Below are 19,798 nucleotides of genomic sequence, written 5' to 3'. Positions count from 1 at the left end.
GTTGGGATACGGCTTCTCAAGCAGCTCAGAGTCGTGTCATTTGTACAGAAGTGGGGCGGTTCGGCGGGTCGTGGTGGATGTGGTCGCGGGTGAGGAAGTCCTGGAGCTCCCGGTGGCGGAACTGGTAGGCGATCCCGGCGGTGCGCGTCAGACCCGCGTCGCAGCACCAGTCGAGGAAACGACCGAGGCGCCAGGGCAGTGGTTGGTTGGACCACCAGGGGCGGGTGCAGAGGAGAAAAGCTATGTAGCGGACGCCTGCGGCGCCAAGGGCTGGGCCGGCGCCGGTCCTGAACAGGGGTCCGAACGCGCGCCAGGGCCTGAACAGCAAGTCGAGCGCGCTCCGGTAACCGCATCTGAACAGGCGGTTGTAGAGGATTGCGAGCGCACGCCCGCCGCCGAGACCGAACAGGAGCATGTAGATGAGTACTGCCCCGAGCGCGAGTACGGGGCCCAGGGCAAACCAATAGAAAGGGACGAACACGAGCCCGACCACGAGGCCGATCGCGAACCCGGCCACAAGGTCGTCCCGCACCATGCCACGCGGCGACGCGTTTCCGTGTGACCTGCGAACCTCGGGTACGTCCGAGAGCACGCCCGCCAGCCCGAATCCGACCATCGCTCCAGCAACGAGCCCTACCACCAATCCGTATACGAGCCCGAGCACCAGCCCGAGGACATTCCCCATGTCGACCACGACTACGAGCACTCCCCAGAAAAGCCCACCCACAAGCCCGTTCACGAACTGATGTCTTCCAGCAGGGGTTCCGGCAGATACTCGTTCCAGCCGAGACGGTACGGGCCAGGGAGGGATTCCTATAAGAAGACCGGCCGCCACCATGAGTGTCACGTTCGTTGCGTACACGTTCCAGTCATCGAGCAGGGCGGCAGGTAGGTCGGCGGTGGCCCACACCGCGATGCTCAGCAGAACGTGGACGGTGCGGGCGCGGCGGCGGCCGGTGAGCGGCCACAGTTCATGGAGTACGAGGTCGGTGCCTGACAGACGCCGTCCGGCCACTTCGCCGGCGCTGATGGTGTTGGCACGCAGGTAGCAGGCGAGGACTGTCAGCCAGGTGCGTACCTGCAGCCGGGTGTACGGCGCCGTCGTGCCCTCTGTCGAGGAAGCGGCGAGTATGAACAGATCCAGCAGGTGGTCCCGGATCTGCTCGGGGGTCTGCAGGGTGGGCTCAAGGAGGTCTACGGGGTCACGGACCCAGCTGCCGTCGAGGTGACGTTCGTCGTAGACGGCGAGAGCTACGGTCAGCCGCCAGGGTGTGGACAGGCCCCGAGCCAGTGGACCGGCCGGGGAGGCGTGGAGTGCGTTCAGGACGGGTTCCCAGCGGGCCGGGTTGCGGGCGCGGGCGGTGACGAACGCCATGGTCGCGGCCAGGCTGACGGGGACGATGTCGATACGGGAGGCGTCCTGTGCCCACAGCTCCGCACCTTCGAGAGCGACGTAGGGGCTACTGCGGCAGGTGAGGACAAGCTGGCCCTTGGTGATGCCGTGGAGGTAGGTGTTCATAGCCTCCAAGGCGGCTGCAGCGCGAGAGCCGTGCCCGGGAGTCTCACTGGCATCCATTTCGTCGAGCCCGTCAAGCACGGGGAGGACCAGTCGGCCGGTGACGAGGGCGGCTGCTGCGGTGGGGCGTAGCCGGTAGGTACGGGCGAGATGCTCGGCGAGCCAGTCCTCGAGCTTATTCCGGCTGGGGTCGAAGGTGGATAACGACAGGCGTACAGGAACGGGACCGCCCGGCGCCCGGTCAGCGAGGAGGAGCAGCATGAGATGGAGGGCAAGTACGGTCTTGCCGGCTCCGGGCGCGCCGGTGATAACGAGGCGGCCGGGCCGAAGAGCACGGTAGTAGGTAGCGGCTTCCTCCAACGTGCCGTGGGGTGCTGCGCCTGTGGCGCGGTGAGCGGGAGAGGGTAGGAAGGTGAACTCGACGTTGATGGTGCGGTCGCTGCCGCCGAGGAGTCTCTGGCGGGCTTCCTCTTCGCGCTTCCTGATGTCGACGGCGAGTCGGTCGGCGAGTGCGGCGGTGTCGGTATCCTGCGAGACCTGGGAGCGCGTCGCCTGGTGCAGGCCCACTATCGCCAGCATCAGGCCGAACAGCCCGACCGCCAACCCGCCTGGGTCCACCTCCCCGGTTCCCGCCCGAACAGCTAAGGTGACCGCCACCCCCACGGCCACCACCGCCAGCGCCAACCATCTCCACCACAGGTGACGTGCCGCCCTCATGTGCCCATCCTCAACCGTTGTCTTCGTTGAAACCGAACGCAGTAACGGTGTTCAAGGGGCCGTTGTTACCGGCACCCGACCTTCTCGGGGCACCTGACCCCGAGAGGGTCCACCGGTTCGGGGATTTCAGGGTTCGCCCTGGTCACCGGCTGCGTGAGCGGAATCGAAAAGCGGCGGCTGCGGCAAGGGTTCCCAGGACAAAAGTTCCCGTAACCAGCGGGATCAGACTCGCGATGCCCTGGCTGCCAGTCGTAGCCAGGCTGCCGGAGGGGCTGGCCGAGTCTTCCGTGGTCGCCCCCGCCCTCACGCCTTCGCCCGGGTTCTGCGACCCAGTGGTGCCGGAGGTGGCCGTATCAGGCATCTTGGACGGGGCCGGGCCGGTCGTCGTTCCAGTGATGTCGAGCAAGGCCACGACGTTGTTCTGCCCAGTGTCCAGCCTGCATGGCACGTCGAGTTTGACAGTCATGCCACCACTCGCAGTGACGTGCATGATCAAGTCACCGACGGTGATTTTCGCCCTGCCCGGTTGGCTGAAGGTGAGCTTCGGCGCGACGCCGGTCGTCTTGACCAAGAACGGTCCGGACTCCGGGACGTTGGTCCTGGCCACGTGGAACGACACTCTGAGGTTGGTGTCGCCCCCCGGCGCTGTCACGCGGACCTTCGCTTCCACCGTGCCCTCGATGGTCTTGATACCGGCCCTGCGCAGCCCCTTCGTGTCAGCCGCGTTCACCGGCACCGCCGCATGGATGACGAATTTCGGGGTGGGCTTGCCGACCGCAGCCGACTTCGGGACATCCGAGTCGATCTTTACCGTGTCTGACCGGTCGGGGATCACCTGAACTGAGCACGTGTACCGCAGTTTGAGCGATACCGGGTCCGCGGCTGCGGGTCCGGCTCCGAGAATTCCCACGCTTACGCCCGCAACCGCTACAGCCATCGTCAGCCCCAACACGCTTCGGGCCACTCGACCACTGAGGGCGGCACGGAATGGCCTGTGCCGCTCACCCAGGTTCTGGATCAGTTTGTCACTTGCCATCTTGATCCTCAGTCAGGTACTTGGGGCTCTGGATAAGGCCCATGGTTTCCTCCCCCAGGTGGGGACGGTCGCGGGGCCGTCCCCACCTCAGTCGCGCGGGGGTCGGGACCTGCCCTGCTCGGCGCACAGCGGATCCTGCGACCGACCATAGGACTGGATGACGCGCCGGGAATTGTGCTTGCGCGTAAGGAAGTTGTCGCATTGTGCAACGCTTGATGGCATGAGCGCGAGAACCGACTCCGGATATGCCCGACGAGAAGGCTGTAGTGAAGGGCGTCTTCAATGGCCTTAGGAACCTACGTTGTGGATTCGTCGACAACTCGGGACATGACGTCGGGTGAGCGCACCGACTTCTGGAGCGAGCATGTGACGTCGTGTCAAGGCCTGATGGACTACAGGTACCCGCCCACCGACGACTTTCATGCGGGAACGATCCGTCAGCGCACTGACACCTATCAGCTCGTCACGTTCTGGTCGGACACGATCAGGTACGCCCGGACCGCGGGCCAGGTGCGGCGCGACCCGGACGAGGACTACCGCTTTCTGCTACCGGTCGCCGGGGAACTGGTGCTGCGGCAGGAGGACCAGGAGGTACGGCTGACGCCGAAGGCCGGGTGCCTTGTCACGTTCGCCGCACCGTTCGAGCTGCTGCAGGACGCCTCCATGCGGGCGCTCATCATGTCGATCCCCGCTCGGGAGGTGAACGGGCGATTGAACCGGTCGTCGCCGCTCGTTGCCGGCCTCGACCTGGCCTCTGGCCTGGGCCGGGTGGTGGGCGACATGCTGACCGGTCTGCATGAGGAGCGCGACACCCTGACCGGCGGCCGGTTTGACGCGGTGTCGGACCGGCTGGTCGAGCTGCTGTGCATGCTCGCCGCAGGCGACAACCGCCCCACCGCCCCGGGCCATCTGACCGAGGTGGAGGCTGTGGTCCGCCAGTACATCCGCGAACACGCGGCCGACCCTGACATGACCGGCGCCACCATTGCGCAGGCGCTGGGCTGGTCGCTGCGCCAGGTGCAGCTGGCCCTGCATCATGCAGGGACAACCCCCCGCGATCTGATCCGCGAGGAGCGGCTGCGGTTGGTACGGGACCGGCTGCGGGCACCCGTGTACCGGCATCTGACGATCACCGAGCTGGCATACGCGTCGGGATTCTCCTCCGCGAGCGCGCTCAGCACGGCATTCCGGAGGCGCTTCGGGGTATGCCCCCGCGAGATGCGGCACGCAGGCCCCCGGCCCGTCGGCAATACGCGCCGGAGTTGATTGATCAAGGGGGTCACCGTGGGCGCGGCGACAGGGGCCGTCCGGCATCGGGCTGATGCCGCACGCGGGCTAAGGTGAAGGCGGACCAGGGCGCTCAGGGTCGCCGTACCGCACTCACCAGGAGTGTGTCCGCGGTGCGCGGCCCGGCGACCGTGGAACGCAGCACATCCACGACGATCCCGGTGAATCCGGCTTCGTCCAGGACCTTCACCCAGACGTGTTCCTGGAGCACCCAGCGGCGCATCGTGGCCGATTCCCCCTCCGGAGTCTTCGCAGGGACGTCGGTGGCCACGACATCCGGCTGGGCGACGGCGCCACCGAGGTAGTGCGCCAGGGTGGAGAACACCAGCCGCCCGCCGGGCTTGAGTGCGGTGGCCGCCGCAGACAGAAGAACACGCGGGTCGGTGAAGTCGAGCGCGCCGAAGACGCTGTACAGCACGTCGTAGGTACCGGCAGACGCGTGGAGATGCGGCACGGCGCCGGACCGTACGATCCGCAGGCCCGGCGCGAGGTGGCCGAACAGCTCCGTGGCCATCGCGTACTGCGCGGGCGAGGCGTCGACGGCGACGACCTGGGCAGGCCCGTGCCGGGCGGCGAGGTGAGCGGCGTGCCGGGCGGCCCCGGCACCGAGGTCCCCGACGACCCGCCCGGACAGATCACCGAGCACTTCCGGACCAGGCCCGCTGTCCTGGCTCCAGTTCCAGCGGAACGTCTCGGGGACCGCGCGGTCGCGATCGGCGCGGGTGCGGCCGTAGTGGTGCCAGAGGTCTGAGGAGTCGGTCGTCACCCGCACCATCCTGGCGGGCGAGGCCCGGCGTCGGACCGGTTCCGGGGAATCTCACCCGGCGTTACGGCGCGGGGTGCTACAGCCCCTCACGGATGAGGTCCGACCGGAAGGCGGACCAGGCGGCGGGGGTGAGCTGGAGCAGCGGGCCGGTGGGGTTCTTGGAGTCGCGGACGGCGACGATACGGGGGACGTTGAGGGCAACCTCTATGCACTCGCCATCGCCGCTGCTGTAGCTGGACTTGACGAACTGGAAGTGCGACACGGGGTGCTACGGCTCCTCACGGACGAGGCCTGACCGGAAGGCGTCCCAGACTTCGGGGGAAAGCTGAAGCAGCGGGCCCGCAGGGGCCTTGGAGTCGCGCACGGCGACAGTGCCAGGTATGTTCCGGGCGACTTCCACACACTCGCCGCTCGGGTTGCTGTAACTGGACTTCGTGAACCTGAAGGCGGACACGCTCACTCGCTCATTTCCTTGCCGATGTCCTCGATGAGCCGCACGGAGTCGTAGGGCGACAAGCTGATCGCACACAGATGCCTGAACAGATCTCCGTACGCCGTGCTGTCCTCCACGCCTTCAACCCAGTCCGTGGAGTGAAGACCGTCCATGTGCACGACGTCCGTCGCACCCTCCTCCGCGAAGGACAGAATGTTGAAGGGGCCTCCCATGCCAGGGTATCCACCCGTTCGAAAGGGCAGCACCTGAATGCGAACGTGGGGCAGTTCGGACAGCTCGCACAAGCGGTTGAGCTGCCGTGCCATCACCTGCGGCCCGCCCATGAGCTGACGGAGCGCCGCTTCCCAGATCACCGCGTGCACCTGAAGCGGACGGTCGCTGTGCAGACGTTCCTGCCGCCTCCGCCGCACATCCACGACCTCCTCGATGCGGTCCATCTCTTCGGCCGAGATCCCGGCCACCACCGAGGCGCGGATGTACTCAGGAGTCTGGAACAGCCCAGGTACAAGTGACAGTTGCCAGATACGCACCCCGAGCGCCGCGTCCTCCATGGCGATGTACTCACGGAGGTTTCCGCCGGCACAACTGACCCACCAGCCCTTCGCCCGGCGGCGCTCGCGATCCAGCTTGGCCAGACCCAGCAACCCCTCGATGACCTCCTCGTCCTCAACTCCGTACAGCTTGCACAACGCGACGATGTCGGGATCCCGGAAAGGAACCCATCCCCGCTCCATCTTGGCCACCTTGGCCGTGTGAGCGCTGAGCACCTTGGCCGCCTGTGACTGATTGAGCCCGGCAGCCTCCCTGAAGGCAAGCAACTGGCTGCCCAACTGGCGTGCCAGGACGGTCGATACCCGATTACCCGCCTTCACGTGCCGGTTCACCATCACGCACCCCTCTCCTCGTCGCGCACAGTCTGCAACAGCCACTCGACGCTCAGCAATCACCCGCACGGGGAGAATTCGTCCCGTGCAGTTGTCCGGTCGCGACTCGGCCGCTACGTTCAGTACGCAACCGCTCGCACTGCGGAGCCACTTGGTGGAAGTGCACCGCCCTGCCGTGCCCTGGAAGGGGTGCGGCCCGGTGGCATCGCCACTGCCATGCGCGTCCCGTACGGGCAGATCCCGACCGCACACGGAGGTGCGTGTTCATGACCGCTGCGCAGGAAGTTCCGGCCCCGGGGCCTGAGTTCGGGCCCGTGCTGAAGGTGGATTCGCTGGATTACACGCCGGTGGCCGGCAGTGTGTCGCTGGCCCGGGGGCACGTGGGGCGGTTGGTGGCGGAGTGGGGCGGCCCGAGCTGTCGTGGTCGGCGGCGTTGCTGGTGAGTGAGCTGGGGACGAACGCGTTGTTGCACGGGTGTCTGCGGGACCGGTTCTTCCGGGTGCGGGTCGCCCTGAGCGCGGCGGTGCTCCGTATCGAGGTCACGGATCCGCGCGGGGAGCGGTTGCCGGTGGTGCGGGCCGCCACCGACCAGGAGTGTTTCGGCAGGGGGCTGCTGATCGTGGAGCAGGTCGCGGACCGGTGGGGCGTGGAGCCCCGTACCGTCGGCAAGACGGTCTGGTGCGAACTGTGGACGCGGTGAACGACCGCGTCCTGTGGGGTGTCGTCGCCCTGACCGGCAGCCTTGTCGTGCTGGTGCTGGGCATCCTGTACGCGTGGGCGGGCCGCCCCGAGGCCCCCGCGCCGTACGTGCCGGTGGACGCCGAGGAGGGGCATACATACACCTGTTACTGCTATCGCGACCCGGTCCTCGTCACCGTCCGCCATCCGCGGACCCGTTACCGACGCGGCTACGGCCGCCCACCCGCGACCCGAATGTGAGGCGGACCCTGTGGCCCCACACACCCGCTGTCTCGCCGACGCGACGATCCATGTACCGCGACACCTCTTCATCCCCGCGCAGGCGTGGGCCAAGCCCGCCGGAACCGGGGCGGGTCACTGGATCGACCGCGAGGCCGATCCCGCGACCTGGTGGCGGGCGGTCTGCTCGGACACCGTCGTCTTCACCCAACTCGACGACGGGCGGACCGAGCTGACCCCGGAGAACGCGGCGAAGACGTACGCGCCCACCTGTTCGGCGTCCAGCCCGCTCCTCGTCAACGCGTTTCTGCGGCACCTGGCGCCCCGGTCCGGGGACCGGGTGCTCGAAGTGGGTACGGGCACCGGCTGGACGGCCGGCCTCCTGTCGTACCTGACCGGCGGCCCGGAACAGGTGGTGTCGGTCGACATCGACGCCGGGCTGTCCGCCGCCGCTGCCGCCAACCTGCGCTCGGCCGGGCTCGCGCCGCGCCTGGTCGTCGGGGAGGGGGAAGCCGGTGTTCCGGGCCTGGCCCCGTTCGACCGGACGCATGTGACCTGCGGTGTACGGCAGATCCCGTACACCTGGGTGGAGCAGACCCGGCCGGGTGGCGTCATCGTGATGCCGTACGCGCCGGTCATGCGGCTGCTGCGCCTGAAGGTCCGGGGCGACGGCACGGCGGTCGGCCGGTTCCACGAGGAGTGTGCGTTCATGGTGCTCCGTGGCCAGCGGAGCCGCCCGGCGGGCGGAGACGTCGACGCGGATACGGAACCGCGGGTACGGAAACTGAAGCGCGATCCCGCGACGCTGCTCCATCCGCCGCCGGGGTTGCAGGTGCTCTTCGACACGGTGGTGGGCGATACGCCCTGGGGCACCGAGGACGGCATCATCACCCCGCTCGGCGACGGCCTTTCGCGGGCCACCGTACGCGGCGACCAGGTCACCCAGACCGGGCCACGCGACCTGTGGGACACGGCTGAGCGGATCCACGACGCGTGGCTGGGCCTCGGCCGCCCCGGGCTGGAGCGGATGGGCGTCACCGTCACGCCGGAGGAGCAGTTCGTCTGGCTGGACGACCCCGCGGTACCTCTCTCGTACACACGGAATTGAAGGGAACGGTCATGGCTGCTTGTCCGAGCTGCGAGGACGGATGGATCTGGGTCGTGTACGACGGAAAGCGGGTGAAGGAGCGCTGCCCCCACTGCTCGTAGCCGGGAGGGGCACTCGCGACGCGTCCGAGTTGCCCCTCCCGACACGGAACGAAGGGCCTCAGTACGGCCGGGCCCGCTTCGCGAAGGCCGGGGCCACCTTGTCCTGCGCGGCGCGGGGGAAGGCGACCGTGTTCGGGTCGCCGTCCGAGACGTACCAGTTCTTCCCCTCGGCGAGCTTGTCCAGCCAGCGCGACGAACCGAACTCGGCGTCCTGGTCCTTGGGCCCCGCCGAGCGGATCCGCGGGATCCCGCCGGGCGTGAAGGCCTTGTCGAAGGGCGAGACCGAGGGGTTGGCGCCCACGAGGTACACGCCGTCGTAGCGGTAGCCCGTTCCCTTCGCGGCGACCCCGGCCTGCTGGGGCATGGCCCCGAAGGGCAGGGCGAGGGAGGTGACCCTGGCCCCGTCCGCGGCCTTGACGATGGCCTGCTGTCCGGCGGCGATGGCCTTCGCGGCGCCCGCCTGGTCCAGGGAGGCCAGGTTCTGGTGGCGGTCGGTGTGGTTGCCGACCTCGTACCCGTGCTTCTTCAGCCAGGTCAGCGCCTTGGCGGAGCCGGTGGCCGAGAAGGCGTCCGCGTTGACGAAGAAGGTCGCCACGGGCTTGAACCCGGGGTGCTTCTTCGCCGTCTCCGCCAGGATGGCGACGGCCGTGCCCGCCACCGGCTTGCCGTCCTGGCCCAGGCGGACCTGGCTGTTGGTCGAGTCGTCGAAGGTGAGGACCACCGGGTGCGTCCCGGCCGGGATGTCGATGCGGCCCGTCTGGAAGTCCCGGGCGGTGACCGGAACGTACTTCTCCCGGGCGAGGCGTTCCAGCTCGGCCCGGAAATCGGCCGGGGTGCGGTCGTAGACGCTCGCCGGCTTCTCGGTGAGCTGGTGGTACATCAGCACCGGCACCTGGCCGAGCTCATCGGCGCCGACCTCCGCCGGGTCTTTCGCGGCGACGGCACTGACCGCCGCCGGTGAGGCCGCCGCCTGCCGCCCTCCGGCGGCCGGGGACGACCCCGGGGAACAGCCCGAGGCGAGCAGAGCGGCGCCTGCCAGGGCGCAGAGCGGGACGAGCGGGTGGCGCATGAGGGCCTCCAAGGCGGCCTCCGGGGCGGATGTGTCGCGGCATCCTTACCGGCGGCGGAGGCCCCCGTACCGCATCGTCGCCTGGATGGCGCAGCCACCACGCCGGGCAGAACGCGGCCGTTCGTGTGAAATCCGGCCGAAGGGAGGAGGGGTGACGCGCCGGTGGGCAATCAATGGAGCACCACCGAGCGTCGCCGCAACGGCGGCCGGCCCGGCCACAGCACGAAGGGCGCATGATGGTCACGAAAACGCGATACATAGCGAATTCCACCTCCTCCTACCGTCCCCCCCGTCCCGCCCGCCGCCGCGCCCTGATAGCGATGGCCGGGACGCTCGCCCTGGCCGGGGCCGGCGTCGGAGCCTGGACCGTCCTCACACCGGGACCGCGCGTGCAGGGTCTCGCCGACGGCGCCTTCCTCGACGGGCGCAAGGCCGCGCAGGTCACCGCGTACCTCAACGCCAAGGCGGCGGGCCGCCAGGACAAGGTGCACGCCACGCTCGACGGCACGGTGGTCCCCGTCACGGCCGAGGGCGGCCGGCTGAAGCTCGCCCTCCCCCGTCTGACCGAGGGCAAGCACACCCTGGTGGTGGCGGGCGACAGCAGTCTCCCCTTCGCCTCGTACCAGAAGGTCGTGGGCTTCACCGTGGACACCAGGGCCCCCGCCCTGAAGGTGGCCGACCCCGAGGTCAAGAACGTCACCTCCCCCGTGTCCGCCAACGGCAAGACCTCCGCCGCCGCCGACGCCAAGGTGACCGTCACCGGCAGGGCCTCCGGCGACGCCAAGGTGACCGTCGACGGCAAGGAGGTTCCCGTCGACAAGTCCGGGACGTTCACGATCACGGTGCCCAAGGGCACCCCCTCCGTGACGGTGAAGGCCGTGGACCGCGCCGGGAACACCACCGCCAGGACCGTGTCCACCCGGGGGCGCCGCCCCATGATCCGTGCCGCGCACATCACGGCCATCGGCTGGGGCGACAAGACCCTGCACGACAACATCCTCGCGCTGATCCGCAGCGGCAAGCTCAACGCCGTGGAGCTGGACATCAAGGACGAGGACGGCGAGGTCGGCTACGCCTCCCAGGTGGCGATGGCCCGTCAGATCGGCGCGGCCAAGGGCTACTACGACGCCCGCAAGGCGGTCGCGGAGCTGCACGCCGCGGGCGCCCAGGTCATCGGCCGTATCGTCGCCTTCCGGGACCCCAAGCTCGGCGCGGCGGCCTGGAAGGCCGGCAAGCGCAGCCAGGTCGTACAGACCCCCGACGGGCAGGCCTACAACGGCGGCCACTACGGGAACCTGTCCTTCACCAACTTCGCGGACCCCGCGGTCCGCAAGTACAACCGGGACCTCGCCGTCGAGGCGGCTCAGCTCGGCTTCGACGACATCCTCTACGACTACGTGCGCCGCCCCGACGGCCCGCTGTCGAAGATGCGGTTCCCGGGCATCGGGTCCGCCACGCCCGAGCAGTCCATCACCTCGTTCGTCGCGGACACCCGGGAAGCACTGCGCCCGCACGCCACGTACCTCGGGGTCTCGGTCTTCGGCATAGCGGCCACCCGGCCCACCGAGATCGCCCAGGACATCGGGGCCCTGGTCAAGGTCAGCGACTACATCGCGCCGATGGTCTACCCGTCCCACTGGGGTCCTGGCGAGTACGGCGTCGCCAACCCGGACACCGCCCCGTACGCGATCGTGCAGCGCTCGCTCGCCGACTTCGCCCGCCAGGCGAAGGGCACGCAGACCGAGATCGTCCCGTGGCTCCAGGACTTCTCGATGGGCAGCACCTACGGGCCGGCCCAGGTGGCCGAGCAGATCAAGGCCGCTGAGGCCAACAAGATGCACTCCTTCATCCTCTGGAACGCCGGGGCCCGCTACCAGGGCGCGGCGCTCCAGCAGATCGCCGCGCACTGACGCGGCTCGCGAGACGCGCATCCCCCGGGGACAGCGCCCAGCAGGACGCCCCGGTGACCCGCCAGGTCACCGGGGCGTCCTGCTGGGCCGGTCTGCTGGGCCGCTCTACTGGCCCGGCTCCGGGCCGTACGCCCTCAGGAACGTGTCGACCGCCGCCCTCGCCACCGTCCGGGTCTCCGCCGCCGGAACCTTGCGCGTGCCCAGCCGCGTACGCGCCTCCATCGGGGCCGTGAGCAGCGCGAGGAGTTGTTCCGCCGCCACGGCCGGGTCGCAGGGGCGCAGGCGGCCCGCCAGGGAGAGGCGGGCCAGGCGGTCGGCCAGGGCTTCGGTGAGGCGGGTGGCGGTGCGGTCCTGGACCATCTCGATCAGGTCGGGGAACCCCGCGACCTGGGCGTACGTCAGCCAGCGCAGCGCGCGGGCGCGTTCGCCGCAGCAGACCTGGAGCAGGCGGTACGCCATGTCCTCCAGCGCGGCGCGCAGATCGGCGCCGGGGGCGCGCATCCGGTCCATGACGGCGAGGTTGTCCGCCATCACCGCGTCGGCCGCCGCCAGCACCGTATGACGGAACAGGTTCTCCTTGTCCGTCAGGTGGTTGTACACCGTCGGCTTCGCGACGCCCGCCTCCCGGGCGATGCGCTGCACGCACGCGCCCTCGTACCCCTGGCGCGCGAAGACCGCGAAGGCGGCGTCCAGGATGGCCTGCCGCTTGTCGATACGCCCACGCGAGGCTGCCACTCCGGTCACCTCCGCAAGGTACCTCAGGCCGTCTCGCGGTACCTCGTCCGGGCCGTTCCCCCTGATCTGATTGAACCAATGGGTTCATTTCTGTGAACCATCTCGTGATTAACTTACTGGGCCATCAGATTGAACCAACTGGTTCTGATCGAGAGGGGATCCCGTGATCGTCAACATCCTGCGCTTCAGCTTCAAGGACGGCACGACCGACGACGAGAAGGCCGCCGTCCTGGCCACCATGCGCCGCATCTCGACCCTCGAATCGACATCGTTCGGCGTCGTCGGCCAGGACCTGGGCGATCCCGCCGAGGGCTACACCCACACCTACTGCGTGGGCGTCGAGGATCTGGCCGCGCTGGAGCGGTACATGAACGACCGGGTGCTGATCGAAGGCGATCTCGACGTCTTCCCGCACCTTCAGCGGCTCTCGCCCGTCCGGCTCTCGGACGACATGGACCCCGGCCTGGCCGAGAAGATCACGGAGCTGCATCTCGCGCGGGTGGCCCGGTCCCCCGAGTGGGCCCGGCTCCTCGACACGATCCCCGACACCTCGATCGCGACCACCTGATGAGCTGCGCGTAGCGGTCGGCGGGCCCCGTACCGGCCGCCGCACCGGCCGCCCCGCCGCCGAGATCGCCCGCCCGGCCCGGGTCCGTTCGGCGGCACTTTCACCCTGCACCTGACGTGTCGCCCGAGGGATCGCGATTCCTCGCCTCCGCCGTGTTCTCATCCGACACGGAGGTGTTTCATGTGATGAACGGAAGATCACAGAAGGACGAGTCCGGACACGACCGGGCAACCACACCCCGGCGCCGGCTGCTGGCCGCCGCCGCGTTCGCCCCGGTGCTGGCCGTCGCCGGTACGGGGCCCGCCTCGGCCGGGACCGCGTCGGCCGGGGCCAAGGAGTCCGGAGCCGGGGCGAACGCGGGCCGGGGGTACGGCACGGGCACCACCGCCGGGGCCGCGCCGGAGCCGGTGCGGCCCGTGGCCACCACCCCGGCGGACTGGAAGGGCGTCGCCAAGGTCATGGGCCGGCCGGGCAGTGTGCTGAACGACGTCATGTACCGCACCCGCTTCCCCCGCCACGACCTGAACGTGGTCTCCCAGGGGATCAGGGTGACCCCCGGTCTCGCCCTCGCTTCGCACATCGGGTTCATCCGCTACGCCGACGGCAGCACGCTCGCCATGGGCGACATGGCCGTCACCGAGGACGAGTTGCAGCGGGTGAGCGACGCGCTGATCGAGCACGGCATCGCCCAGACCGCGATCCACAAGCATCTGCTCGCGCACGACCCCGACATCTGGTGGACCCATGTGCACGCCCACGGCCGGGACCCGATGGCCATGGCCCGCGGATTCCGCGCCGCGTTCGACGCCACCGCCACACCGCCCGCACGACCACTGGAGCCACCGCAGCCCCTCGACCTGGACGTCAGGGCGATGGACGACGTGCTGGGCACCGAGGGCGTCAACGACGACGGGATCTACAAGTCCGTCTTCGCCCGCCGCGAGACGATCATCGAGCACGGCATGGTGCTCCCGGCGGGGCTCGGTTCGACATCGGCCTTCAACTTCCAGCCCCTGGGCGGCGGACAGGCCGCGGTCAACGGCGACTTCGTCATGATCGCCTCGGAGATCCAGACCGTGCACACCCTGCTGCGGAACGGCGGGATCAGTCTCGTCGAACTCCACAACCACGGGCTCTCGGAGGAACCCCGGCTGTTCTTCACCCACTTCTGGGGTGTGGGCGACGGCGTCGAACTCGCCAAGGCGCTGCGCCCCGCGGTGGACGCCACCCATGTCGTACCGGCCAAGGACTGAGGCCCTGTCACTCCCCGCTCGCCCGTTCGCCCGCCTCCGCGGGTGATTCCCCGGCCGCCCCGTCCGGCGACGAGATCGCCGCCCGTACCGCCCGCACCAGTGCCTGGGGCCGGGCGTCCGCCGTCACCCCTCTGCGCAGGCCGTTGGTGACGTAGCCGAACGCGATCCCCGACTCCGGGTCCGCGAAGCCGAGGGAGCCGCCGCTGCCGGGGTGGCCGAAGGAGCCCGGGGCCAGCAGGGGTGCGGCCGGGCCGTGGAGCATGAAGCCCAGGCCGAAGCGGGTGTTGACGACGAGGACGCGGTCCGGGCCGGCGGACTCCTCCGTACGCGCCAGGGTCAGGGTGGCCGGGGCGAAGAGCCGGTGGCCGTCGACCGGGCCGATCATCGCCGCGTAGCAGCGGGCCAGGGCGCGGGCGGTGGAGATGCCGCCGGAGGCGGGGAGTTCGGCGGCCCGGTACACCGGGTCGTTCTCGTCGAAGCTCGGCTCCACGATGTCGAACGCGCGGCGCGTCAGCGACTCCGGGTTGCGGTACGCCTCCGTCACGGACCGCTTGGGCCGCAGCCGCAGCGCCCCGCCGACCGCCGACGGCTCCTCGATCCGGGCGGTCCTGCCCACCCGGTGGGACTCCTCATCGGGCAGCCCGATCCAGAAGTCCAGGCCCAGCGGGCGGGCGATCTCCTCGGCGATCCAGCGGCCGACGCCGCGTCCGGTGACCCGCTTGACCAGTTCGCCGACGAGCCAGCCGTAGGTGTGCGGGTGGTAGCCGTGGTCGGCGCCGGGCTCCCACAGGGGGCGCTGCGCGGCGAGAGCGCGCGGGCCGGATTCGCCGTCCATGGCCTCGGCCGGGGTGAGCGTACGGTCGAGCACGGGCAGCCCGGCGCGGTGCGCGAGGAGATGCCGTACGAGCACCCGCTCCTTGCCGGCGGCCTTGAACTCCGGCCAGTACGTGCCGACCGGCGCGTCCAGGTCGATCTGTCCGCGCTGGTGCAGCAGGAGCGGTACGGAGGCGGCGATGCCCTTCGTCGCGGAGTGGACGACCTGCGCGGTGTCCAGCGCCCACGGGGCCGCCGGCTTCTCGTCGCCGGCCGCCCCGTCGCCTTCGTCGGGGGCGGCGTCGCGCGTGCCCGCCCACAGGTCGACGACCTTCTGTCCGTCCCGGTACACGGCGACCGCCGCCCCGCGTTCACCGAGCCGTTCGAAGTTCCGTACGAAAGCGTCCCTGACCGGCTCGAAGCCCGCCGCCACCGTGCCCTGGACGTCCACGCCCGTACCCCTGCCCGTGTATCGCGTCGCACCCCGTCGGCACGACCCCCTCTATGGTGCAACGGGAGCGGGGTGCGACACGATCCGGCACAACGGGCCCCGGGCCGGAAAGCCGCCGCGAAACCGACTCTTAACCTGGCGTGCGCGCCCGTACGGACCGGGGGTCGAAACCGAACGGCAGCTCCAGCCGATGCGCCCCCATCAGCTCCTCGTCACCGAGGAGTTCACCCGTGGGACCGTCCGCGACGATGACGCCGTCGCTCAGGATCACGGAGCGCGGGCAGAGTTCGAGCGCGTACGGAAGATCGTGTGTGACCATCAGCACGGTGATGTCCAACGAGCGCAGGATGTCGGCGAGTTCGCGCCGCGACGCCGGATCGAGGTTGGACGACGGCTCGTCCAGGACGAGGATCTCCGGCTCCATCGCGAGGACGGTCGCCACCGCCACCCGCCGCCGCTGCCCGAACGACAGGTGGTGCGGCGGCCGGTCCGCGTACGCCTCCATCCCCACCCGGGTCAGCGCGGTCACCACCCTGGCGGCCAGTTCGGCGCCGCGCAGCCCGGCGGCGGCCGGGCCGAAGGCCACGTCCTCCCGTACGGTCGGCATGAAGAGCTGGTCGTCGGGGTCCTGGAAGACGATGCCGACCCGGCGCCGGATCTCGGCGAGGTGGCGCTTCCCGACGGGCAGTCCCGCGACCGTGACGCTCCCCGCGCCCGCCGTGAGGATGCCGTTGAGATGCAGGACGAGGGTGGTCTTGCCCGCGCCGTTGGGGCCGAGCAGCGCCACCCGCTCGCCGCGCGCCACCCGCAGGTCGACGCCGAAGAGGGCCTGGTGGCCGTCGGGGTAGGCGTACGCCAGCCCGGCGACCTCCAGGGACGCGGGGGCCCCGGGAGACGGAAGGGGCTCGACGGTACGGTCCTCACTGCGGCTCATCGGGTCCGGGCTCATAGGGTCCAGCCAAGCAGACAGACCACGAGCGCCGTCACCGGGAGGACTGCGGCGTACGTCCACTGCGCCCGCGACGCCGTCACCTCGTCGATGACCGGCATACTCCCCGCGTACCCCCGGCTCACCATCGCCAGGTGCACGCGCTCCCCGCGCTCGTACGCGCGGATGAAGAGCGCCCCCGCCGACTTCGCGAGCACGCCCCACTGCCGTACGCCGCGCGCCTCGAAGCCGCGCGAGCGCCGCGCGATCGACATCCGGCGCATCTCGTCGGTGATGACATCGCCGTACCGGATCATGAAGGACGCGATCTGCACCAGCAGCGGCGGCAGCCGCAGCCGCTGGAGGCCGAGCAGCAGGGCGCGCAGTTCGGTCGTGGAGGCGAGGAGCACGGACGCGGCGACGCCCAGCGTGCCCTTCGCGAGGACGTTCCAGGCGTCCCAGAGACCGGGCACGCTCAGCGGGACACCCGCCACCCGGATCTGCTCCCCGGGCACCACGAACGGCATCAGCACCGCGAAGGCCACGAACGGCACCTCGATCAGCATCCGCCGCAGCAGCAGCCCGGCGGGCACCCGGGCCACGGCGGCGACCCCGGCCAGCAGCGCCGCGTACAGCGCGAACGCCCAGACGGCGGTACGCGGCGTCGAGACCACCACCAGGACGAAGCAGAAGACGGCGGCGAGCTTGCAGTGCGGGGGCAGGGCGTGGACCGGCGAGTCGCCGTGCCGGTAGAGCCGGTGCGCGTGGCCGGCGCCCATGTCAGGCGGTTTCCGGGGGTACGGAGGCGGCCCCCGCGGCGGTACGGCGGCGGCGTACCGCCCAGAAGACGCCGCTGCCCACGGCGATCGTGGCGCCCACCCCGATCACCCCGGCGAGGCCGCCGGAGATCCGGGCGTCGGAGACGTCGCTGACGCCGTAGTCGGCGAGCGGGGAGTCCGCGGTGTGGTGCTCCTCGGTCTTCCGGTCGATGCCCTGGTCGGCGGCGACCTTCTCCAGGCCGTCGGGGTCGGCGGAGGCGTAGAAGGAGACGAAACCGGCGAGAACGAGGGCGGTGACCAGGCCCGCCGCCCAGACCGTACGGGACGAGCGCGGCGAGGGGACCTCGGCGGCCGTGGGCGCCGCGTCGACCAGTTCCCCGCCCACCCGCAGCTTCAGCGGCGCGGTCAGCCCGCGCGCCCCGTACACCAGGTCCGGGCGTACGGCGATGACCGCGCCGACCGTCAGCGCGGTGATCGCGGCCTCGCCTATCCCGATGAGCAGGTGCACGCCGACCATCGCGGTGAGCGTCTTGCCGAGCGGTACGTCCGACGTGCCGCCGATCGCGTACAGACCGGTGAAGGCGAGCGCCGCCGCCGGTACGGAGACGAGAGCGGCGGCGAAGGACGCCACGGTCACGGAGCGGCGGGTGCGGGGCAGGACGGTGACCAGGGCGCGGAAGAGGACGTACGCGACGGCGGTCGTCACCACGGCCATGTCGGTGATGTTCACGCCGAGCGCGGTGAGCCCGCCGTCGGCGAAGAGGATGCCCTGCATCAGCAGGACCACGGAGACGCACAGGACGCCTGTGTACGGACCGACGAGTATCGCCGCCAGCGCCCCGCCCAGCAGATGGCCGCTGGTCCCGGCCGCGACCGGGAAGTTCAGCATCTGCACGGCGAAGATGAAGGCGGCGACGAGTCCGGCGAGCGGTGCGGTGCGCTCGTCCAGTTCGCGGCGCGCGCCGCGCAGGCTGACCGCGACGGCGGCAGCGGCGACGGCACCGGTGGCGGCGGAGACGGGCAGGTCGATGAATCCGTCGGGGACATGCATGGCGCCTGATGATACCGCCTTCTTGCGAACTACTTGCAAGAGCGGATGCTGTGCGATTCAGCCGCCCCCGGGGGGCGGGGCGGCGGCCGGGCGGTCCGGGCGGGGTGATGGCTGCCCGGAGCCCGCTACCCGCCCGCTCCGTCGCACGACAGCAGAAAGTCCACGAAATGATCGGCGAGTGGCTCTTTGAGGAGGGGCTCAAGAAAAAGGAATTGCCCCTGCGGATTCACTTCCAGCCATACCGGCTCACCGTCGGCCGTGAGCTTGATGTCGATGATTCCCATGCGCAGGCCGAGTGTACGGAGCACCTGCGACACCCGTGTGGACACATCGTCCGGCACGGCCCACTTGGTTATGGGGACATTCAGATCGGGGCGCCAGTCCAAAGCGTCGGTCTCGATCAGCCCCGCGTACATACGGTCACCGAAGCAGTTCAGTCGCACATGCCGGCTGCCGGTGACATATTCCTGATACACCGCGGGGCACGCCGCGAAGGACTCTTCCGCAATCGAAGCCGGGTCGTCCACATATTGCGTGAACATCAGAGGGCCGCTCGCGCCGACCACCGGCTTGACAATGACTCGCCCTACCTGTTTGGCGAACTCGACAACCTCTTCACGCGACTGCGAGACGAGTGTCCGTGGCACACGGAACCCGGCTTCCCGCGCCACGGCAAGCTGGTACAGCTTGTCCGCGGCGCGATCGGTCGCCTCGGGCGAGGAAATCCACTCGCCTCGGTACGCCGCGGCGAGTACGCCGTCGAGCGCTCCACGGCAGTCGTTGTTCACGAGGCGTCGCTGATGGTCGTTCCCGGCACCGGCCACGGCCTGCTGGTTCGCCTGCATGCGCCGCCACCACAGCACCGACGCGTCCTCCAGACCCACCGTTCGGCCGTCAGACGTGGGAACCGTGGTGGGCGAGGTTCGGTCCGAGGACCAGGACACACCGTCGGGACGCCCGCTGATCCGGTCGCATTCGACTATGTGGAAATCGCGGTATCCGCGGCGCAGCGCCGTGTCACGGATGAAGAGAGCATGCAAATCGTCCTTGACCGAAACGGTGAGGATCATTGCTCTGCGGAATCCACGCAACTGTCGATGGTGCAACAGTTTCTGCACGACTCGGATCCGCACACCGCCGCCTTGAGGGAATCCGCGTCGATCTCAAGGCCGGTGGTCATCCGGACAGCCTGCTCCCACGACCGGAGCTCCTCCGGAGTCTGCAGAGCCACGTACGAGTCGGGTTGAACCTGGAAGACGACGGGAGGCGGCTTTTCGTTGAAGCCTCTCGTATCTTTACTGACCGTGTCCCCGAGCTTGAATTCCGGCATGATGGACCTCCATGTGGTTGCCCTGAAATCAATCCGGTATCAATTCCATTGAATCACCTATACCCGAGCCCGCAACCGCGCCGGGTGAATCGGGGGGACAAGAGCCGACCTGAAATGAGCACTG

The 19,798-nt window shown here is 69.7% G+C and carries 21 protein-coding genes; 7 read left to right on the top strand and 14 right to left on the bottom strand.

What is annotated here, in order from left to right:
- Positions 1–25: 25 nt before the first annotated feature.
- Positions 26–2,200: an NACHT domain-containing protein gene (locus ACIBJC_RS14210; protein WP_399291888.1), complete on the bottom strand. Its 2,175-nt coding sequence runs from the start codon at positions 2,198–2,200 to the stop codon at positions 26–28.
- Positions 2,201–2,375: 175 nt separating this feature from the next.
- Positions 2,376–3,269 carry a DUF6801 domain-containing protein gene (locus ACIBJC_RS14205; protein ID WP_399291886.1) on the bottom strand — a complete coding sequence of 298 codons (894 nt, stop codon included), beginning with the start codon at positions 3,267–3,269 and terminating at the stop codon, positions 2,376–2,378.
- Between the two features lie 327 nt (positions 3,270–3,596).
- Between ACIBJC_RS14205 and ACIBJC_RS14200 the strand changes: the two genes are divergently transcribed.
- On the top strand, positions 3,597–4,535 hold the full coding sequence (locus ACIBJC_RS14200) for a helix-turn-helix domain-containing protein (RefSeq protein WP_399291885.1): 939 nt from the start codon (positions 3,597–3,599) through the stop codon (positions 4,533–4,535).
- Positions 4,536–4,629: 94 nt separating this feature from the next.
- Here the strand turns inward: ACIBJC_RS14200 and ACIBJC_RS14195 are convergent, their stop codons facing one another.
- The 4 genes from ACIBJC_RS14195 to ACIBJC_RS14180 all read right to left on the bottom strand — a co-directional run bounded on the left by ACIBJC_RS14195 (position 4,630) and on the right by ACIBJC_RS14180 (position 6,663).
- Positions 4,630–5,331, bottom strand: a complete 702-nt coding sequence (locus ACIBJC_RS14195) for a class I SAM-dependent methyltransferase (RefSeq protein WP_399291884.1) — start codon at positions 5,329–5,331, stop codon at positions 4,630–4,632.
- Between the two features lie 67 nt (positions 5,332–5,398).
- On the bottom strand, positions 5,399–5,584 hold the full coding sequence (locus tag ACIBJC_RS14190) for a DUF397 domain-containing protein (protein ID WP_399291882.1): 186 nt from the start codon (positions 5,582–5,584) through the stop codon (positions 5,399–5,401).
- A gap of 6 nt (positions 5,585–5,590) precedes the next feature.
- The gene (locus tag ACIBJC_RS14185) at positions 5,591–5,776 is read right to left on the bottom strand and encodes a DUF397 domain-containing protein (RefSeq protein WP_399292339.1); all 186 of its coding nucleotides are present in this window, start codon (positions 5,774–5,776) and stop codon (positions 5,591–5,593) included.
- A 2-nt stretch (positions 5,777–5,778) separates the two neighbouring features.
- Positions 5,779–6,663 carry a helix-turn-helix domain-containing protein gene (locus ACIBJC_RS14180; protein ID WP_399292338.1) on the bottom strand — a complete coding sequence of 295 codons (885 nt, stop codon included), beginning with the start codon at positions 6,661–6,663 and terminating at the stop codon, positions 5,779–5,781.
- Positions 6,664–7,060: 397 nt separating this feature from the next.
- Here ACIBJC_RS14180 and ACIBJC_RS14175 point away from each other — a divergent pair, with 397 nt between their 5' ends.
- Genes ACIBJC_RS14175 through ACIBJC_RS14165 form a run of 3 tightly spaced genes read left to right on the top strand, consistent with a single transcriptional unit; the run spans position 7,061 to position 8,686 of the window.
- Positions 7,061–7,360, top strand: a complete 300-nt coding sequence (locus ACIBJC_RS14175; RefSeq protein WP_399291881.1) for an ATP-binding protein — start codon at positions 7,061–7,063, stop codon at positions 7,358–7,360.
- Positions 7,357–7,599: a hypothetical protein gene (locus ACIBJC_RS14170; protein ID WP_399291879.1), complete on the top strand. Its 243-nt coding sequence runs from the start codon at positions 7,357–7,359 to the stop codon at positions 7,597–7,599. The genes ACIBJC_RS14175 and ACIBJC_RS14170 overlap by 4 nt, the downstream gene beginning before the upstream one ends.
- Before the next feature lie 10 nt (positions 7,600–7,609).
- Positions 7,610–8,686: a protein-L-isoaspartate O-methyltransferase gene (locus ACIBJC_RS14165; RefSeq protein WP_399291877.1), complete on the top strand. Its 1,077-nt coding sequence runs from the start codon at positions 7,610–7,612 to the stop codon at positions 8,684–8,686.
- A gap of 159 nt (positions 8,687–8,845) precedes the next feature.
- On the opposite strand, the gene ACIBJC_RS14160 is transcribed toward ACIBJC_RS14165, so the two are convergent.
- Entirely contained in the window at positions 8,846–9,856 is a 1,011-nt protein-coding gene (locus ACIBJC_RS14160; RefSeq protein WP_399291875.1) for a polysaccharide deacetylase family protein, read from the bottom strand.
- A 320-nt stretch (positions 9,857–10,176) separates the two neighbouring features.
- On the opposite strand from ACIBJC_RS14160, the gene ACIBJC_RS14155 reads away from it, so the two are divergent.
- Positions 10,177–11,766, top strand: coding sequence for a putative glycoside hydrolase (locus ACIBJC_RS14155; protein ID WP_399291873.1), 1,590 nt, complete (start codon positions 10,177–10,179; stop codon positions 11,764–11,766).
- Positions 11,767–11,871: 105 nt separating this feature from the next.
- Here ACIBJC_RS14155 and ACIBJC_RS14150 read toward each other — a convergent pair whose 3' ends face one another.
- Positions 11,872–12,501, bottom strand: coding sequence for a TetR/AcrR family transcriptional regulator (locus ACIBJC_RS14150; RefSeq protein ID WP_399291871.1), 630 nt, complete (start codon positions 12,499–12,501; stop codon positions 11,872–11,874).
- 163 nt (positions 12,502–12,664) lie between these two features.
- Here ACIBJC_RS14150 and ACIBJC_RS14145 point away from each other — a divergent pair, with 163 nt between their 5' ends.
- Positions 12,665–13,069, top strand: a complete 405-nt coding sequence (locus ACIBJC_RS14145; RefSeq protein WP_399291869.1) for a Dabb family protein — start codon at positions 12,665–12,667, stop codon at positions 13,067–13,069.
- 185 nt (positions 13,070–13,254) lie between these two features.
- Positions 13,255–14,322, top strand: a complete 1,068-nt coding sequence (locus tag ACIBJC_RS14140) for a DUF1259 domain-containing protein (protein ID WP_399291867.1) — start codon at positions 13,255–13,257, stop codon at positions 14,320–14,322.
- A gap of 7 nt (positions 14,323–14,329) precedes the next feature.
- On the opposite strand, the gene ACIBJC_RS14135 is transcribed toward ACIBJC_RS14140, so the two are convergent.
- The 6 genes from ACIBJC_RS14135 to ACIBJC_RS14110 form a co-directional block, all read right to left on the bottom strand.
- On the bottom strand, positions 14,330–15,586 hold the full coding sequence (locus tag ACIBJC_RS14135; protein WP_399291865.1) for a serine hydrolase domain-containing protein: 1,257 nt from the start codon (positions 15,584–15,586) through the stop codon (positions 14,330–14,332).
- 130 nt (positions 15,587–15,716) lie between these two features.
- Positions 15,717–16,520 (bottom strand): energy-coupling factor ABC transporter ATP-binding protein, encoded by an 804-nt coding sequence (locus ACIBJC_RS14130; protein WP_399291863.1) that lies wholly within the window; start codon positions 16,518–16,520, stop codon positions 15,717–15,719.
- An 11-nt stretch (positions 16,521–16,531) separates the two neighbouring features.
- Positions 16,532–17,293, bottom strand: coding sequence for a cobalt ECF transporter T component CbiQ (gene cbiQ / locus ACIBJC_RS14125; protein ID WP_399291861.1), 762 nt, complete (start codon positions 17,291–17,293; stop codon positions 16,532–16,534).
- Between the two features lies 1 nt (position 17,294).
- Positions 17,295–18,344, bottom strand: coding sequence for an energy-coupling factor ABC transporter permease (locus ACIBJC_RS14120; protein WP_399291859.1), 1,050 nt, complete (start codon positions 18,342–18,344; stop codon positions 17,295–17,297).
- A gap of 125 nt (positions 18,345–18,469) precedes the next feature.
- The gene (locus ACIBJC_RS14115) at positions 18,470–19,414 is read right to left on the bottom strand and encodes a RimK family alpha-L-glutamate ligase (RefSeq protein WP_399291858.1); all 945 of its coding nucleotides are present in this window, start codon (positions 19,412–19,414) and stop codon (positions 18,470–18,472) included.
- Positions 19,411–19,674 (bottom strand): hypothetical protein, encoded by a 264-nt coding sequence (locus tag ACIBJC_RS14110; protein WP_399291857.1) that lies wholly within the window; start codon positions 19,672–19,674, stop codon positions 19,411–19,413. The genes ACIBJC_RS14115 and ACIBJC_RS14110 overlap by 4 nt, the downstream gene beginning before the upstream one ends.
- Positions 19,675–19,798: the final 124 nt, after the last annotated feature.

This window comes from Streptomyces sp. NPDC050509, from assembly GCF_044457965.1.
Lineage (GTDB): Bacteria > Actinomycetota > Actinomycetes > Streptomycetales > Streptomycetaceae > Streptomyces.
This window is presented reverse-complemented; position numbering and strand designations above follow the sequence as displayed.

Bases quoted from the DNA above. Each gene is read 5' to 3' on its own strand.
- ACIBJC_RS14205 (WP_399291886.1), bottom strand. From the start codon at position 3,269: ATGGCAAGTGACAAACTGATCCAGAACCTGGGTGAGCGGCACAGGCCA.
- ACIBJC_RS14200 (WP_399291885.1), top strand. From the start codon at position 3,597: ATGACGTCGGGTGAGCGCACCGACTTCTGGAGCGAGCATGTGACGTCG.
- ACIBJC_RS14195 (WP_399291884.1), bottom strand. From the start codon at position 5,331: ATGGTGCGGGTGACGACCGACTCCTCAGACCTCTGGCACCACTACGGC.
- ACIBJC_RS14180 (WP_399292338.1), bottom strand. From the start codon at position 6,663: ATGGTGAACCGGCACGTGAAGGCGGGTAATCGGGTATCGACCGTCCTG.
- ACIBJC_RS14160 (WP_399291875.1), bottom strand. From the start codon at position 9,856: ATGCGCCACCCGCTCGTCCCGCTCTGCGCCCTGGCAGGCGCCGCTCTG.
- ACIBJC_RS14155 (WP_399291873.1), top strand. From the start codon at position 10,177: ATGGCCGGGACGCTCGCCCTGGCCGGGGCCGGCGTCGGAGCCTGGACC.
- ACIBJC_RS14140 (WP_399291867.1), top strand. From the start codon at position 13,255: ATGAACGGAAGATCACAGAAGGACGAGTCCGGACACGACCGGGCAACC.
- ACIBJC_RS14130 (WP_399291863.1), bottom strand. From the start codon at position 16,520: ATGAGCCGCAGTGAGGACCGTACCGTCGAGCCCCTTCCGTCTCCCGGG.
- cbiQ (WP_399291861.1), bottom strand. From the start codon at position 17,293: ATGGGCGCCGGCCACGCGCACCGGCTCTACCGGCACGGCGACTCGCCG.
- ACIBJC_RS14120 (WP_399291859.1), bottom strand. From the start codon at position 18,344: ATGCATGTCCCCGACGGATTCATCGACCTGCCCGTCTCCGCCGCCACC.
- ACIBJC_RS14115 (WP_399291858.1), bottom strand. From the start codon at position 19,414: ATGATCCTCACCGTTTCGGTCAAGGACGATTTGCATGCTCTCTTCATC.
- ACIBJC_RS14110 (WP_399291857.1), bottom strand. From the start codon at position 19,674: ATGCCGGAATTCAAGCTCGGGGACACGGTCAGTAAAGATACGAGAGGC.